We start from the raw sequence: 16,301 nt of genomic DNA, 5'->3' as shown, positions 1-16,301 counted from the left end.
TTCGTACAAATCTCGTCCTGCCGTCGTAAGGCAGATCACGCGGCTTGCGCCGAATGGTCGCCCAAGGTTCGATTGACAACGGGGTTGCAGAGGACGCCATGTGGCCGCACGGCATGGCTTGTCCATGAGTGAAGCGCGGCAAGGACCGGGCACTCGGTCCGGCTCACAAAGAGGTCAGGAATGAAGGGGAGGGACATCTGATGTTCGAACGCAGGATTTTTTCACGCACCGCAGCGGTCGTTGCGATCGCGGGCCTTGCGGCCGTCGCGCCCGCCAAGGCGGAAGACACGGTCAAGATCGGGCTGATCCTGCCGATGACCGGCGGCCAAGCCTCGACCGGCAAGCAGATCGAGAACGCGATCAAGCTCTACATGCAGCAGAAGGGCGACACCGTCGCCGGCAAGAAGATCGAGATCATCGTCAAGGACGACGCCGCAATTCCGGACAAGACCAAGACTGCCGCGCAGGAGCTGATCGTCAACGACAAGGTCAACTTCATCGCCGGCTTCGGCGTGACGCCGGCTGCTCTCGCCGCCGCGCCGCTGGCCACCCAGGCCAAGATTCCCGAAGTCGTGATGGCGGCCGGCACCTCCATCATCACCGAGCGCTCGCCTTATATCGTGCGCACCAGCTTCACGCTGGCGCAGTCCTCCACCATCATCGGCGACTGGGCGGTCAAGAACGGCATCAAGAAGGTCGCGACGCTGACTTCGGACTACGCGCCGGGCAATGACGCCCTCAACTTCTTCAAGCAGCATTTCACGGCCGGCGGCGGTGAGGTGGTCGAAGAAGTCAAGGTGCCGCTGCAGAACCCCGACTTCGCTCCGTTCCTGCAGCGCATGAAGGACGCAAAGCCGGACGCGATCTTCGTGTTCGTGCCGGCGGGCCAGGGCGGCAACTTCATGAAGCAATATGCCGAGCGTGGCCTCGACAAGGCCGGCATCAAGGTGATCGGGCCGGGCGACGTCACGGACGACGATTTGCTCAACAACATGGGCGACGCCGTGCTCGGCACGGTCACCGCGCATCTCTATTCCGCGGCGCACCCCTCGCAGATGAACAAGGATTTCGTCGCGGCCTACAAGAAAGCCTTCGGCAACCGTCCGGGCTTCATGGCCGTGGGCGGCTATGACGGCATCCACCTGATCTACGAGGCGTTGAAGAAGACAGGTGGCGACACCAACGGCGACAAGCTGATCGAGGCCATGAAGGGCCAGAAGTGGGAAAGCCCGCGCGGTCCGATCTCGATCGACCCCGAGACCCGCGACATCGTGCAGAACATCTACATCCGCAAGGTCGAGAAGGTGGATGGCGAACTCTACAACGTCGAGTTCGCGACCTTCGAGGCCGTCAAGGATCTCGGCAAGACCAAGAAGTGACGCGCTCGCTTCACCTCTCCGGCTTGCGGGAGAGGTCGACGCGAAGCGTCGTGTGAAGGACTGTCCCATTGCGGAGACACCCTCTCCCAACCCTCTCCCGCAAGCGGGAGGGGGAGCGCAGCACGGCCCTGGGCTACACGTGAGATGATCTTCGACCCCCAATGACCGCAATCCTCACCAACCTGTTCGATGGCGTCGCCTACGGCATGCTGCTGTTCGTGCTCGCCTGCGGGCTCGCGGTCACGCTCGGCCTGATGAACTTCGTCAATCTCGCCCACGGCGCCTTCGCGATGGCCGGGGGCTATATCTGCATGGTGCTGGTCAACCGGATGGGTTGGCCGTTCTTCGCCGCCCTGCCGCTTGCTTTCGTCTCCTCGGCTGCAATCGGCATCGCGCTCGAACGGACGCTGTACCGTCATCTCTACGCCCGCAGCCATCTCGACCAGGTGCTGTTCACGATCGGCCTGACCTTCATGTCGGTCGCGGCCGTCGACTACATCCAGGGATCCTCGCGGGTCTTCATCAATCTTCCCGCCGCACTCCAGGGCCAGTTCGACCTGTTCGGAGTCGGCATCGGCCGCTACCGGCTGATGATCATCGTGATCTGCGGCCTGCTGACCATCGCGCTTCAAATGGTGCTGGCGAAGACGCGTTTCGGCAGCCGCCTGCGCGCGGCGGTCGATGACCCCCGCGCCGCGAGCGGTCTCGGCATCAACGTGCCGCAGGTGTTCGCCTTCACCTTTGCCTTCGGTTGCGGGCTCGCCGGTCTCGGCGGCGCCCTCAGCGCCGAGATCCTCGGCCTCGATCCATATTTCCCGCTGAAGTTCATGATCTACTTCCTGATCGTGGTCACCGTCGGCGGCTCGTCATCGATAACAGGACCGTTCCTCGCCTCGCTGCTGCTCGGCATCGGCGACGTCGCCGGCAAGTATTACGTGCCGAAGATGGGCCCCTTCGTGATCTACACCATCATGATCGTGATCCTGATCTGGCGCCCGAACGGCCTGTTCGGCCGCACGGCCGCGCGTTGAGTTCGCCGATGAGCGCTGCTTCCGACGTCGGTCATCACGCCCAGCGCCAGGCACGCTGGCACTCAGGCGAAATCGCCTTCTGGCTGATCGTGCTGGCCTGCGGTTTCGCATTTCCCTCGCGCTATCTGATCATGACCGACATCCTGCGCCTCGCGCTGTTCGCGATGTCGCTCGATCTCATCCTGGGCTATGCCGGCATCGTTTCGCTGGGCCATGCCGCCTTCTTCGGCGTCGGCGCCTATGCCGCGGGGCTGCTGGCGCTGCACGGCATCGTCAAGGAGCCCGTGCTGGCGTTGATTGTCGCCGGCCTTGCCGCAATGGTGCTCGGCTTTGCCACCAGCTTCCTCGTCATCCGCGGCGTCGACCTGACGCGCCTGATGGTGACGCTCGGCATAGCGCTGCTGTTGGAAGCGCTCGCCGAACGCTTTTCCAACATCACCGGCGGGACCGACGGTCTTCAGGGCATCGAGATGCAGCCGATCTTCGGCGAGATCCCGTTCGACATGTTCGGCAAGGCCGGCTTCTTCTATTCGCTGGCCGTGTTGTTGCTGCTGTTCCTGTTCGCCCGCCGCGTCGTGCATTCCCCGTTCGGCCTGTCGCTGCGCGCCATCAAGAACAATCCCCTCCGCGCCGCCGCCATTGGCATTCCGGTCAACCGTCGCCTGATCGCGATCTATACGCTGTCTGCGTTCTATGCCGGCATTGCGGGGGCGCTGTTCACCCAGACCACAGCGATCGCCTCGCTCGACGTGTTTTCCATGGAGCGCTCCGCCGACCTGATGCTGGTTCTGGTGATCGGCGGCACCGGCTATCTCTACGGCGGCCTGATCGGCGCGGTGATCTTCCGCCTGCTCCAGGAATTGTTCTCGACCATCACGCCGCAATACTGGCAGTTCTGGATCGGCCTCGTGCTGGTCGTGATCGTGCTGGTCGGCCGCCAGCGCCTGCATCGCTGGGTCCTGTATGTGCCGAACCTGATCATCAGGCAGATTGCTGGCCGCAAGGCGATCGTCGCCGTGCCGGAGAGCGATTCATGACCATCGCGCTCGAAACCCAAAATCTCGAAAAGCAGTTCGGCGGTCTGCGCGTCACCCGCGATCTGTCCCTGAAGGTCGAGCAGGGCGCCCGCCATGCGCTGATCGGCCCGAACGGTGCCGGCAAGACCACGGTGATCAACCAGCTCACCGGCGTGCTGAAGCCGAACTCCGGGCGCATTATGCTGGAGGGCCAGGACATCACCGATCTGCCCGTGCACAAGCGCGTGCTGCGCGGACTGTCGCGCACCTTCCAGATTAACCAGCTCTACCCGGACCTGACCCCGCTCGAGACCATCGGCCTTGCGGTCTCCGAGCGCCTCGGCCATGGCGGCGAATGGTGGCGACGGATGGGCACCCGCAGCGACGTCAATGGCGAGATCGCCGATCTGCTCTCCCGCTTCCACCTGCTCGAGGTCATGAACGAAGAGACCGTGACGCTGCCCTACGGCAAGCAGCGCCTGCTCGAGATCGCGGTCGCCATTGCGGCCAAGCCGCGCGTCCTGCTGCTCGACGAGCCCGCCGCCGGCGTACCCGAGAGCGAGCGCCACGACATTCTCGCCGTCGTGGGCAGCCTGCCGCGCGACGTCACCGTGCTTCTGATCGAACACGACATGGACCTCGTGTTCTCCTTTGCCGATCGCATCTCGGTGCTGGTCTCGGGCGCGCTGCTGACCGAAGGCCCGCCCGATGAGGTCGCGCGCGATCCGCAGGTGAAGGCGGTCTATCTCGGCGAGGAGGCGGTCAATGTCTGACCTGCTCGCGATCGATTCACTTCGCGCCGGCTACGGCGAGGCGGTGGTGCTGCCGAAGATGACGCTCCGCCTCGCTGAAGGACAGGTGCTGGCGCTGCTCGGCCGCAACGGCACCGGCAAGACCACGCTGATCAACTCCATCGTCGGTGTGACGCGCCGCTTCGCCGGCTCCATTGCGCTGGCCGGCACCGATGTCACGGCGATGCGGCCCGACCAGCGGGCGCGCGCCGGCATCGGCTGGGTGCCGCAGGAGCGCAACATCTTCCGCTCGCTGACGGTCGAAGAGAACATGACCGCGGTGGCGCAGCCCGGTCCCTGGACGGTCGAGACCGTCTACGAGATGTTCCCGCGGCTGAAGGAGCGGCGGAGCAATTTCGGCAACCAGCTCTCCGGCGGCGAGCAGCAGATGCTGGCGATCGGCCGCGCGCTCACCCTCAATCCGAAAGTGCTGCTGCTGGACGAGCCGACCGAGGGCCTTGCGCCCATCATCGTCGAGGAACTCCTGAAGGCGATCGGGACCATCACCCGGTCCGGAGGTATCTGCTCGATCATCGTCGAGCAGAATGCCCAAAAGATTCTGGGGCTCGCCGACCGCGTTGTGATATTGGAGCGCGGAACGATCGTCCACGACGCTCCGAGCGCCGCGCTGAAGACCGACCCCACTGTCCTGGAGCGCCATCTCGGCGTTGCCGGGGCGAGGGCCCACTAAGATGTCCAGGGAGTGATACATGCAGCGAACCAAAGCCCCCTTCCGCGCCGACGAGGTTGGCAGCCTCCTGCGTCCGGCCAAGATCAAGGAAGCCCGTAGCGGGCTGGAGAAGGGCGAGATTTCGGCCGACGATCTGCGCAAGATCGAGGACATGGAGATCGAGAAGGTCGTGCACAAGCAGGCCTCGATCGGGTTGAAGCTCGCCACCGACGGCGAATTCCGCCGCTCCTGGTGGCATTTCGACTTCCTGGCCAAGCTCACCGGCTGCGAGCTGTTTCATCCCGACACCGGCATCCAGTTCACGGGCGTGCAGACCCGTCACGATGCGGTCCGCGTCATCGGCAAGCTCGACTTTCCCGACAGCCATCCGATGCTGGACCACTTCCGCTTCCTGAAGAAGGTCGCTGACCAGGCCCACGTCACCGCCAAGATGACGATCCCCTCGCCGGCGGTGCTCCACTTCCGCGGCGGTCGCAAGTCGATCTCCAAGGACGTCTATCCCGATCTCGACGCCTTCTACGAAGATCTCGGCAAGACCTACCGCAAGGCCGTGAAGGCGTTCTACGACGCCGGCTGCCGCTATCTCCAGTTCGACGACACCGTCTGGGCCTATCTCTGCTCGCAGGACGAACTGCAGAAGGCGCGCGAGCGCGGCGATAACCCGGATGGCCTGCAGCAGATCTATGCGCGCGTCATCAACTACGCGCTGGCGGAGAAGCCGGCCGACATGGTGGTGACGACCCACGTCTGCCGCGGCAATTTCCGCTCGACCTGGATCTCCTCGGGGGGCTACGAGCCGGTGGCCGAGACCATGCTCGCCGGCACCAATTACGACGGCTACTTCCTGGAGTACGACAGCGACCGCGCCGGCGGCTTTGAGCCGCTGCGCTTCCTGCCCAAGGGCAACAAGGTCGTCGTGGTCGGCGTCATCACCTCGAAGTTCGGCGAGCTCGAGAAGAAGGATGACATCAAGCGCCGCCTGGAGGAAGCCGCCAAGTTCGCGCCCTTGGAGCAGCTCGCATTGTCCCCGCAATGCGGCTTTGCCTCGACGGAAGAAGGCAACATCCTCTCCGAGGAGGAGCAGTGGGCCAAGCTCAGCCTCGCGGTCGAGATCGCGAAGGAAGTGTGGGGTAATTGAGGCTTGGCGTCATTCCGGGGCGCGCTTGGCGCGAACCCGGAATCTCGAGATCCCGGGTCTGGCGCCTGCGCGCCATCCCGGGATGACGACGCGCAAGCGCGTCGTCACTTCTCCGCCAGATAGACCTCACCCAGCAGCGACGAGTTCGACCACGGCACCTGCTTATTCTTGGTGGTCGAGACGACCTCGGCCCGTACCCGCGTGAGCATCTGCTGTACCTCCAGCCCGGGCGTGCCGATATGACGGGACAGGGCGGCGGAGAACGGGGAGTTGGCGCCTTCGCCGTCGAGCGCCACCTGGCCCGGCGCCGTCGCGAATGCGATCAGCGTGCCGGCCCCGAGTGTTGCACCGGTGCCGAGACTCGTCGGCGCGGCGAGGCCCGACGCGCTCTCGATGGCGCGACTGTTTCCGGCAGATGCGACCTGCTGCGCCATCGGATTATTGCGGCAGGCATCGAAGATCAGGATGTTGGTGCGGACCTGGTCGTCGAGGCCGGCCATGATCGTGTCCATGTCGATCATCGCCTCCGTCAGGCTCGCGCCCGGTTTGAGCGCAACGTCGACCGGAATGAGATAGTTGCGGCCGTCCACCTGCACGCCGTGGCCCGCATAATAGACCAATGCCACCTGCGCCCGTGCGGCCGCGCGCAGAAAGTCGCGTGTCATCTTCTGCATCGCGGCGCGATCGAGATCGACGCCCTCCGACACGCTGAAGCCGATGTCGCGCAGGCTCTTGGCGACGGCGCGCGCATCGTTGGGTGGGTTGGGCAGCGCCTTGACGTGGGTATAGGCGCCGTTGCCGATCACCAGCGCCATGCGCGTGCCGCGGCCGACCGGGGCCGGCGATGGTGTCGGCGCCGCGCCGGTCTGCTGTGGAGCGGGGGCGGAGGCAGGCTGGGCCGTCGGTGAGGGCGCATCGCGCGGGATCGGCGTAGCCGCGTCCGTCAGCAGCGACAGGCGCACGCGTGCTGTGGCCTGGTTGGCCTTGCTGCCGGCGTCTGACGCCACGATCGCCAGCGTCGCCTTGTAGTCCTCGCCGGCGCGGGCGTAGTCGCCCTTGGCTTCATAGGCCAGCGCGCGATGCGTGTAGCCGGAGATCAGCACGCTGTTGGGCGGCGTCATGATGTTGACCGGCGGCTTCTCCTTGGTGAGCCGGATTGCCTCACTGCCGTCGGCGATGGCGCGATCGAGATCGCCCCTGGCGCGCCAGATCGCGGTGCGATTGATGAGCGGCTGCGGCAGCGAGGGATCGAGCCGGATCGCCTGGTTGATGTCGGCGAGCGCGCCGTCGAGATCTCCGAGCGCTTCCTTGGAGATTCCGCGGTTCTGGAACGAGAACGCCGATTTCGGATCGGCCTTGATCGCCATGTCGTAGTCGGCAATCGCCTTCGCATAATCGTGCTTGCCGCGCCGGGCGTTGCCCCGATTGTGGAAGATGGTGCCGCTGGGCGGGCCGAGCTTCAGCGCATCGTCGAAATCGGCGATCGCGATGTCGTACTCTCCCTTGTCGTAATAGGCCGAGCCCCTGAGGTTATAGACCGCCTGGCTCGGCTGCAGCCGGATCGCTTCCGTCGCATCGGCGATGACCTTGGCGTAATCGCCTTTCTTGTTCCAACCAACCGCCCGCCAGAAATACACGGTGGCGAGTTGCTCGCCCTTGAAGCCCTTCAGCGCGATGATCTTGGTGCAGGCGTCGACCATCTTGTCTGCGGGCGTGGTCTCGCTGGTGCAGAGGGGGCCGAGCTGGTTGCGCGGCTGCGCCGCCGCCGGCGCCGACCAGTGCGCGAACATGAGCAGGCAGAGCGTGACGAGCAGGCGGCGCATGGTGGTGTCTCAGGCGAGAGGAGGGGCGCTTGTTTGTTGCCCGGCCAGCCGCAGGGGTTCAGCTCTCTCCGGACGCACACAAGCCACCTACCGCTATTCCCTGAGTGGGCAGAATTTGCTATGACGCAGGTCCCAACTCTCCTGCCCACCGATTTCCCACGCATGAAGAACGACGAAATCCTGAGCCAGATCACCGACTTCTGCCGCAAGGCGGACATGGCGGAATCGACGTTCGGCCGGCGCGCGGTGAACGATGGGAAGCTGGTGCATCGCCTGCGCGAGGGAAAGCGCATTACCATCGACACGCTGGAGCGGATCCAAGCCTATATGGCGGCGTCGATGGCCGGCGGCGTGCCGCCGCCGCGGGGACTTCAGGTGCCCCCCGAGAAGCGCGATCCGCGCGGTAATTTCCGCTTCTTCGAGAACCGCCAGAAATACCTGCTATTCGTCCACACCTGCAGCGAAAAGCGGGTGATCGCGGACCGCGTCGCACTGGAGCTCGCCTCCATCCATCCGCGTCCGCCGGCGCTGCGCCTGTTCGACGCCGGCGTCGGCGACGGCACGGTGCTGGCGCGGGTGCTGCGCGCCACGCACCAGCGCTTCCCGCACATGCCGTTCTACGTCGCGGGCAAGGAGCTCAGCCTGGAGGATTTGCGCCTGACGCTGGAGAAGGTGCCGGACCGCATTTTCGAGCACCCGGCGTCGGTGTTCGTGTTCACCAACATGTTCTACGCGGAGGCGCCTTGGCTGACGCCGGCTTCGCCTGCCGCCGCGGCGGCAACCGTCTGGCATGAGGTGCCGCTCCGCGGCGCTTCGTCGGGCGAGTTCGAGCAGCAGATCGCGGAGCTGAGGCCTTTTCTGGAGCAGAACTGGCGCGCTGCGATCAGCCCACGCACGGCCATGCCGCTCTACGAGCGGCCGGTGGTCCTCGTGCTTTATCGTGAGGACCACAGGTTCCTGCTCGATTCGACCATTCCGCGGCCTGGCCAGACTGAGGCCAATTTCGACCTCGTCATCGCATCCCAGCCCTACCGGGCCCTGTCATCGGTCAATTTCCGGGCCAAGCGGATCATTGCACCTCTGGCGCGGGCGCTTCGGCCGGGCGGCAGGCTGATCGGAATCCACTCCCATGGGCAGGATCCGGGCATGGAAATGATCCAGGCGATCTGGCCGGGAGAAAATCCTTTCTCAGTCAGCCGTCATGAGCTACTGCGTGCAGTTAAGTATGAACTTGGATCGGTGGGCCGCGACTTAAATTTTAATGCATACGCGGATAACCGTTCGATCTTCAGGTATGATATGGAAGCGCTGCCCAACGAGGTCACCGGCACCATCGGGACGTCGACGGCCTTTGCAGCGTGGAATGCGGCGGTGTATGTCGCTCAGATTGAGGACGACCGATTGACGGAAATGACTCAAAACGGCCGCACTCTGGATGCCGCCAGGGACGTGCTGCGAAAGTACAATGGGCTCTGGTTTCTCGACGAATCCTACGTCATCTCGCGCCGGCGTGATTGACATCATCAAATGTAAACATCGCAAACGCCCGCCGGCTAGCGGCGGAACAAGGGGTTACTGATGCGCGCGTCCTATCTCTTCACCAGCGAGTCCGTGTCCGAGGGCCATCCGGACAAGGTCTGTGACCGGATCTCCGATGAGATCGTCGACCTGTTCTATCGTGAAGGGCCGAAGGCGGGCATCGACCCCTGGCAGATCCGCGCCGCCTGCGAGACGCTCGCGACCACCAACAAGGTGGTGATCGCCGGCGAGACCCGCGGCCCGAAGTCGGTGACCAACGAGCAGATCGAGAGCGTCGTGCGCGGCGCGATCAAGGACATCGGCTACGAGCAGGAAGGCTTCCACTGGAAGACCTGCGACATCGAGATCCTCCTGCATCCGCAGTCGGCCGACATCGCCCAGGGCGTCGATGCGCTGCAGCCGGGCGAGGTCAAGGAAGAAGGCGCGGGCGACCAGGGCATCATGTTCGGCTACGCCACCAACGAGACGCCCGATCTGATGCCGGCGCCGATCTTCTACGCCCACAAGATCCTGCGCCTGATCTCGGAAGCCCGTCACTCCGGCAAGGAGAAGGTGCTGGGCCCGGATTCCAAGAGCCAGGTCACCGTGCAGTACGAGAACGGCAAGCCCGTCGGCGTGCGCGAGATCGTGGTCTCGCACCAGCATCTGGTTCCCGACCTCACCTCGAACCAGGTTCGCGAGATCGTCGAGCCCTATGTGCGCGAGGCGCTGCCCAAGGACTGGATCACCCCGAAGACGATCTGGCACATCAACCCGACCGGCAAGTTCTACATCGGCGGTCCCGACGGCGATTCCGGCCTGACCGGCCGCAAGATCATCGTCGACACCTACGGCGGGGCGGCCCCGCATGGCGGCGGCGCGTTCTCCGGCAAGGATCCGACCAAGGTCGACCGCTCCGCGGCCTATGCGGCACGTTATGTCGCCAAGAACATCGTCGCCGCCGGCCTTGCCGACCGCTGCACGCTGCAGCTAGCCTATGCCATCGGCGTGGCGCGTCCGCTGTCGATCTACATCGACACCCACGGCACCGGTAAGGTGTCGGAAGACCAGCTCGAGAAGGCCGCGGCCAAGGCGATGGACCTCACCCCCCGCGGCATCCGGACCCATCTCGATCTCAACCGGCCGATCTACGCGCGCACCTCGGCCTACGGCCATTTCGGCCGCACGCCCGACAACGAGGGCGGCTTCTCCTGGGAGAAGACCGATCTCGTCGAGCAGCTCAAGCGCGCGCTCTGATTCACTCGCGTCGTTCCGGGCGCCGTGACAGCGCGAACCCGGAATCTCGAACTTTCCGGATTCCGGGTTCGCTCGTTCGACGAGCGCCCCGGAATGACGAGCCAAACAAACAGGAACCTCTCATGAACGCGAAGCCCGGCTTCACCGATTACATCGTCAAGGACATTTCGCTCGCCGATTTCGGCCGCAAGGAGATCTCGCTGGCCGAGACCGAGATGCCCGGCCTGATGGCCACCCGCGAAGAGTACGGCCCGAAGCAGCCGCTGAAGGGCGCGCGCATCGCCGGCTCGCTGCACATGACGATCCAGACCGCGGTGCTAATCGAGACGCTGGCGGCACTCGGTGCCGACATCCGCTGGGTCTCGTGCAACATCTATTCGACGCAGGACCACGCCGCGGCTGCGATCGCGGCTGCCGGGATTCCCGTTTTCGCCGTCAAGGGCGAGACGCTGAAGGACTACTGGGACTACACCGCAAAGCTGTTCGACTGGCACGGCGGCGGTCACCCCAATATGATCCTCGACGACGGTGGCGATGCCACCATGTACGTCCATCTTGGCCTGCGCGCCGAGAACGGAGATGCCGCCTTCCTGGAGAAGCCCGGCTCCGAAGAAGAGGAAGTCTTCTTCGCGCTTCTGAAGAAGCAGCTCAAGGAAAAGCCGAAGGGCTATTTCGCCGCCATCGCCAAGAGCATCAAGGGCGTCTCTGAGGAGACCACGACGGGCGTGCATCGTCTCTATGACATGCAGAAGGCAGGCACGCTGCTGTGGCCGGCCATCAACGTCAACGACAGCGTCACCAAGTCGAAGTTCGACAACCTCTATGGCTGCCGTGAATCGCTGGTCGACGGCATCCGCCGCGGCACCGACGTGATGCTGTCGGGCAAAGTCGCGATGGTCGCCGGCTTCGGCGACGTCGGCAAGGGGTCGGCCGCCTCGCTGCGCCAGGCCGGCTGCCGCGTCATGGTCTCGGAAATCGATCCGATCTGCGCGCTGCAGGCCGCGATGGAAGGCTACGAGGTCGTGACCATGGAAGACGCCGCGCCCCGCGCCGACATCTTCGTCACCGCCACCGGCAACAAGGACATCATCACGATCGAGCACATGCGCGCGATGAAGGATCGCGCCATCGTCTGCAACATCGGTCACTTCGACAACGAGATCCAGATCGCGTCTCTGCGCAATCTGAAGTGGACCAACATCAAGCCACAGGTCGACGAGATCGAATTCCCGGACAAGCACCGCATCATCATGCTGTCGGAGGGGCGCCTCGTGAACCTCGGCAATGCGATGGGCCATCCGTCCTTCGTGATGTCGGCGTCCTTCACCAACCAGACGCTGGCCCAGATCGAGCTGTTCGCCAACAACCAGGACGGCAAGTACAAGAAGGAAGTCTACGTGCTGCCGAAGACCCTCGACGAGAAGGTCGCCCGCCTGCACCTCGCCAAGATCGGCGTCAAGCTCACCGAGCTGCGCAAGGATCAGGCCGATTATATCGGCGTGAAGCAGGAAGGCCCGTACAAGAGCGATCACTACCGGTACTGAGACGCGGCGTCTGCCAGAACTGAAGAAGCCCCGGAGCAATCCGGGGCTTCTTTGCTTCCTGACGGTCAGCATGCGCGAAGCTGCCTCCCTCGGCGAGACTACGCCGCGACCACCTTGATCGTTGTCCTGAACACGTCCTTGTTGGGATTGACGACAACGATGGAGAGTTCGCCGACGTTACGTACATCTTCTTCGAGCAGGGCGATCGTGCCCTCTGTCGCGCTGGATTTCTTGAAAGCTCTGTCCTTTCCGTTGACCGTCGCCTTGGTGTCCGTCTGGAAGCCGCTCCCGGTGACAGTCAACTCCTCCAGTTTTCCCTGGGTCAGCTTGGCCGGGGCAACTCTGAGCTCGGCGTTGCTCGCGTTGAGAGGGTTGTCGCGCTCGACCGGTTTCTTCATCGCGAAGACTGCGTCGAACACTGCGGCAAGCTTGTCCGTTGCCTGTTTGGAGAACATGCCCGCCAATGCTGCGAAAGCGGCCATACCGTAGGGATTCAATTGCAGAGTAGAATTGGTCGGCACAGGCCCGCCCGCGGCCGGGGTTGAAAGAGTCGGAAGAAGAAGACCGCCTCGGACGATGAAGTAGAACAGCACGGCGAGCGTCATGCCGATCGGCACGCGCAAGATCATGAACCACAGCCAATTCGTGCTGAGCTTGCGGTTACCCACGTAGTCTCCGAACGACGTCATCGTGTGCGTGAGGCTGCCAAGTGCCCCGGCGACCATCACGGTGAACAACATCTGTTTGTCGGGCTCCCAGGAATGGCGCGAGAGGAAGATGTGGAAGCTCTTGAATGAGCGGCCGTCGGATTCAAGGACAGGCCATGTCGCAACGAGCAGATAGAAAAACAGGACGGTTATGATCAGGTAGAGCGCACCCATCAGGTTGACCGTGAGGATGGCGGGAGGCGTGATCAACTCGGCCTTAACGTTGCCGTTGTCGGACGTGCCATCCGCGGTGGAATCTGTCATGACAACCTCAATCTAAATGAATTGAAACAGCAGCCTCAAATAGCTCCCGTTATAGTAGATGGATCGCTTTGATGCAATTGTAGTCTCTGTCGTCGCGGTGATCGGCACTTCCAGGATGTTTGCCGCGCTGCACTCAACGGAGCGGGCAACTCCTCATGGATTGACGGGCGCGGCTAGCGGGCCGACAATCCGCCCCGGCGGAGGAAGCCATGCAACAACAACATTTCGACGTCCTCATCGTCGGTGCCGGGCTATCAGGCATCGGCGCCGGCTATCATCTGCAGACCAAGTGTCCGGCCAAGAGCTACGTCATCCTGGAGGGGCGCGACTGCATCGGCGGCACCTGGGACCTGTTTCGCTATCCCGGCATCCGCTCCGACAGCGACATGTTCACCCTCGGCTATTCGTTCAAGCCGTGGACCGATCCGAAGGCGATCGCCGACGGGCCGCAGATCCTGAACTACGTGCGCGAGACTGCTAGCGAGAACGGCATCGACAATCACATCCGCTATCATCATCGTGTCAAGCGTGCGGCGTGGTCGACGCCGGACGCGCGCTGGACGGTGGAAGCCGAGCGCAGCTCTGGCGAGGGGGCGGCCGAGCTCGTGCGCTTCACCTGCAATTTCCTATTCATGTGCACGGGCTATTACAAATACGAAGCGGGCTATACGCCGGAGTTCAAGGGCGTGGCGGATTTCGCCGGCCGCATCGTGCATCCGCAGAAGTGGACCGAGGACATCGACTACGCGGGCAAGCGTGTCGTCGTGATCGGCTCGGGCGCGACTGCGGTGACGCTGGTGCCGGAGCTCGCCAAGAAGGCGGCGCAGGTCACCATGCTGCAGCGCTCGCCGACCTATGTGGTGTCGCGGCCGGCGCAGGATCCCCTCGCCAACAAGCTGCGCCGCAATCTGCCGGCGCGGTTCGCCTATCACCTGATCCGCTGGCGCAACGTGATGTGGGGGATGTTCTTCTTCCAGCTCAGCCGGCGCAGGCCGGCGAAGGTGAAGGATCTCATCCTCAAGGGCGTGAGAATCGCGCTAGGCCCGGACTACGACGTCGCGACCCACTTCACGCCGCGCTACAATCCCTGGGACCAGCGGCTGTGCCTCGTGCCCGACGGCGACCTCTTCAAGGCGATCCGCGAGCAGCGCGCCAGCGTCGTCACCAGCGAGATCGACACCTTCACGCGTGACGGCATCCGCCTGAAGGATGGCCGCGAGCTGGCCGCCGACATCATCGTGACGGCGACCGGGCTGGTGCTCCAGGTCGTCGGCGGCCTCGAGGTCAGCGTCGACGGCCGCTCCGTCGATTTCGCCACCACGCTGACCTACAAGGGCATGATGTATGCCGACGTGCCGAACATGGCCTCGGCCTTCGGCTACACCAACGCGTCCTGGACGCTGAAATGCGACCTCACCTGCGAATATGTCTGTCGCATCATCAATTACATGGATCGGCACAATTTCCGCCAGTGCATGCCGCACAATGACGATCCCACCATCACCGCGCAGCCTTCGCTCGATTTTACCTCGGGCTACGTGCAGCGCTCGATCGCCAAAATGCCGAAGCAGGGCTCGAAACGGCCGTGGCGGCTCCACCAGAACTACGCGCTCGACATCGTCTCGTTGCGCTTCGGTCGGATCGACGACGGCGTGATGCAGTATTCCTGATCTTGCTACGTAGGATACCGGGATAGCTGCGCGTTCGCTTGAGACGAATCGCGACTTGCGGTAGTATTTTTGCGCTGCAAGAAGTTTATTTCCGACAACGTCTGAGTTCCGCGTCGTTGCCGTCTTGAGGGGAGCGCGGGACATGCACGTCCTTGCCCTGGTCACGCAAAAAGGCGGAAGCGGCAAGAGTACGCTGTCCGTTGGACTGGCGGTGGCAGCAATGCAACGCGCTGAGCGCGTCGCTCTTATTGAGGCGGACGCGCAAGGTACGATCTCGAAATGGAAAGAGCGCCGCGATCATCCCTATCCCCGCGTCGAGCGCGTTACCGATCCTGCCGAGATCGAACCGTTGATCGCGCGCCTGAAGGCCGAAGGCGTCTGGCTCGCCATCATCGACACAGCTGCCACGACCAACAGCCTGGCAATGCGCGTCATCGCCTGCGCCGATCTATGTCTCATCCCGGCGCGCCCGAGCCCGGCCGATATCGAAGCCGCAATTCCCACACTGATCGCCATTCGCAGGCTCAACCGGCGATTTGCCTTCATCCTCAATCAGACACCGACGCGGGGGTGCCGGCTGAGCGAAGCTGCCACATCGCTAAGCTCGCTCGGCGTGCTTGCACTCCCATTTATTGCGCAGCGTAACGATCACCAGGATGCACTCGGAGCAGGGTCAGGCGTGACGGAGTTCGCACCGGCGGGCAAAGCTTCGGACGAAATTGCAAGTCTGTGGGGCTGGATCGCGGCGCACTTGGCCGAGGAGTCGGATGACTATGGGAAAGGCGCGCTCAAAGCTGCCTGCTGACATTGCCCGCACCGGGCGTCGCTCGCTGCTGGAACTGGCGGCGGAAGTGAGCCGTGCGGTCGACGAGGGCTTGGCCATGCCGCCGGGCTCAGTCGCCGTCTTCCCCCAAGATGCGACGCAGATCGCGCAAGAAGCGCCTGCTCCGATGACTGTTCCGGCACGAGAAGCCGCCAGCGTCATCGTTGCAGGACCTGAACCTCCGAGCAGCACCGATCTCATCGCGGACATGGCCAAGGAGTATCAAGCCCGCGCATTGGACGGCATCAGCGCTGCGCTCAACTACGCCAACGATCTCGCAAAGTCACGGCTGGCCAGTGTGACATCAGAGGCCAATGAAACCGTCGTCACGGAGACCGATCTCATCGACGCGATTGGAACGGCAGCCGAATGTCGCACCGTCGTGCTCGAACTGATGAAGGTCAATGCGGGCGCGACCTTGGAATATGCGCGGGAGCTAGGGCGTGCCAAAACGCTGGCGGAGTTGGTTGAGCTGTCGGGCACGCATGCGCGAAAGCAATGCGAGTTGGTCCTGAAGCAAACCGAGTTGCTGAGGTCGCTTGCTCAAAGCATGATGAAGCCCACTGCCAGTTGATGCGGCTCGCCTGCCATCATCGCGCTCAGGATCCGCGCTGACGGTCGGCAACAGCAGGGCCGCGGCCTCGATCGG

General features: G+C 63.7%; 14 protein-coding genes. 12 read left to right on the top strand and 2 right to left on the bottom strand.

What is annotated here, in order from left to right; genetic code table 11:
- The first annotated feature begins 200 nt into the window (after positions 1-200).
- From AC24YW_RS24250 to AC24YW_RS24225, 6 genes are all read left to right on the top strand, one after another.
- Positions 201-1,379, top strand: a complete 1,179-nt coding sequence (locus AC24YW_RS24250; protein WP_487485068.1) for an ABC transporter substrate-binding protein — start codon at positions 201-203, stop codon at positions 1,377-1,379.
- A 161-nt stretch (positions 1,380-1,540) separates the two neighbouring features.
- Positions 1,541-2,410 (top strand): branched-chain amino acid ABC transporter permease, encoded by an 870-nt coding sequence (locus AC24YW_RS24245; RefSeq protein ID WP_036015727.1) that lies wholly within the window; start codon positions 1,541-1,543, stop codon positions 2,408-2,410.
- 8 nt (positions 2,411-2,418) lie between these two features.
- Positions 2,419-3,447: a branched-chain amino acid ABC transporter permease gene (locus AC24YW_RS24240; protein WP_487485067.1), complete on the top strand. Its 1,029-nt coding sequence runs from the start codon at positions 2,419-2,421 to the stop codon at positions 3,445-3,447.
- Positions 3,444-4,199 (top strand): ABC transporter ATP-binding protein, encoded by a 756-nt coding sequence (locus AC24YW_RS24235; RefSeq protein ID WP_487485066.1) that lies wholly within the window; start codon positions 3,444-3,446, stop codon positions 4,197-4,199. The genes AC24YW_RS24240 and AC24YW_RS24235 overlap by 4 nt, the downstream gene beginning before the upstream one ends.
- Positions 4,192-4,908, top strand: coding sequence for an ABC transporter ATP-binding protein (locus tag AC24YW_RS24230; RefSeq protein ID WP_487485065.1), 717 nt, complete (start codon positions 4,192-4,194; stop codon positions 4,906-4,908). The genes AC24YW_RS24235 and AC24YW_RS24230 overlap by 8 nt, the downstream gene beginning before the upstream one ends.
- A 19-nt stretch (positions 4,909-4,927) precedes the next feature.
- Positions 4,928-6,046, top strand: coding sequence for a cobalamin-independent methionine synthase II family protein (locus AC24YW_RS24225; RefSeq protein ID WP_487485064.1), 1,119 nt, complete (start codon positions 4,928-4,930; stop codon positions 6,044-6,046).
- 104 nt (positions 6,047-6,150) lie between these two features.
- Here AC24YW_RS24225 and AC24YW_RS24220 read toward each other — a convergent pair whose 3' ends face one another.
- Positions 6,151-7,869 (bottom strand): caspase family protein, encoded by a 1,719-nt coding sequence (locus tag AC24YW_RS24220; protein ID WP_487485063.1) that lies wholly within the window; start codon positions 7,867-7,869, stop codon positions 6,151-6,153.
- A 162-nt stretch (positions 7,870-8,031) separates the two neighbouring features.
- Between AC24YW_RS24220 and AC24YW_RS24215 the strand changes: the two genes are divergently transcribed.
- The 3 genes from AC24YW_RS24215 to ahcY all read left to right on the top strand — a co-directional run bounded on the left by AC24YW_RS24215 (position 8,032) and on the right by ahcY (position 12,188).
- The gene (locus tag AC24YW_RS24215; protein ID WP_057028724.1) at positions 8,032-9,387 is read left to right on the top strand and encodes a hypothetical protein; all 1,356 of its coding nucleotides are present in this window, start codon (positions 8,032-8,034) and stop codon (positions 9,385-9,387) included.
- 60 nt (positions 9,388-9,447) lie between these two features.
- Positions 9,448-10,644, top strand: coding sequence for a methionine adenosyltransferase (metK, locus tag AC24YW_RS24210; protein ID WP_172785319.1), 1,197 nt, complete (start codon positions 9,448-9,450; stop codon positions 10,642-10,644).
- Positions 10,645-10,766: 122 nt separating this feature from the next.
- A complete protein-coding gene (ahcY, locus tag AC24YW_RS24205; protein WP_487485062.1) occupies positions 10,767-12,188 on the top strand; it encodes an adenosylhomocysteinase in 1,422 nt (473 codons plus the stop codon).
- Positions 12,189-12,286: 98 nt separating this feature from the next.
- Here the strand turns inward: ahcY and AC24YW_RS24200 are convergent, their stop codons facing one another.
- Positions 12,287-13,159 carry a hypothetical protein gene (locus AC24YW_RS24200; protein ID WP_487485061.1) on the bottom strand — a complete coding sequence of 291 codons (873 nt, stop codon included), beginning with the start codon at positions 13,157-13,159 and terminating at the stop codon, positions 12,287-12,289.
- Between the two features lie 209 nt (positions 13,160-13,368).
- Between AC24YW_RS24200 and AC24YW_RS24195 the strand changes: the two genes are divergently transcribed.
- The 3 genes from AC24YW_RS24195 (at position 13,369) to AC24YW_RS24185 (ending at position 16,226) form a co-directional block, all read left to right on the top strand.
- Entirely contained in the window at positions 13,369-14,829 is a 1,461-nt protein-coding gene (locus AC24YW_RS24195; protein WP_487485060.1) for a flavin-containing monooxygenase, read from the top strand.
- 142 nt (positions 14,830-14,971) lie between these two features.
- The gene (locus AC24YW_RS24190; RefSeq protein ID WP_487485059.1) at positions 14,972-15,634 is read left to right on the top strand and encodes a nucleotide-binding protein; all 663 of its coding nucleotides are present in this window, start codon (positions 14,972-14,974) and stop codon (positions 15,632-15,634) included.
- Entirely contained in the window at positions 15,603-16,226 is a 624-nt protein-coding gene (locus AC24YW_RS24185) for a phasin family protein (RefSeq protein ID WP_487485058.1), read from the top strand. Before AC24YW_RS24190 ends, AC24YW_RS24185 begins: the two co-directional genes overlap by 32 nt.
- Positions 16,227-16,301: the final 75 nt, after the last annotated feature.

It is taken from the genome of Bradyrhizobium sp. USDA3516 (assembly GCF_057651995.1).
The sequence above is the reverse complement of the archived record's forward strand: the minus strand, read 5'-3'. Positions and strand labels throughout refer to the sequence as shown.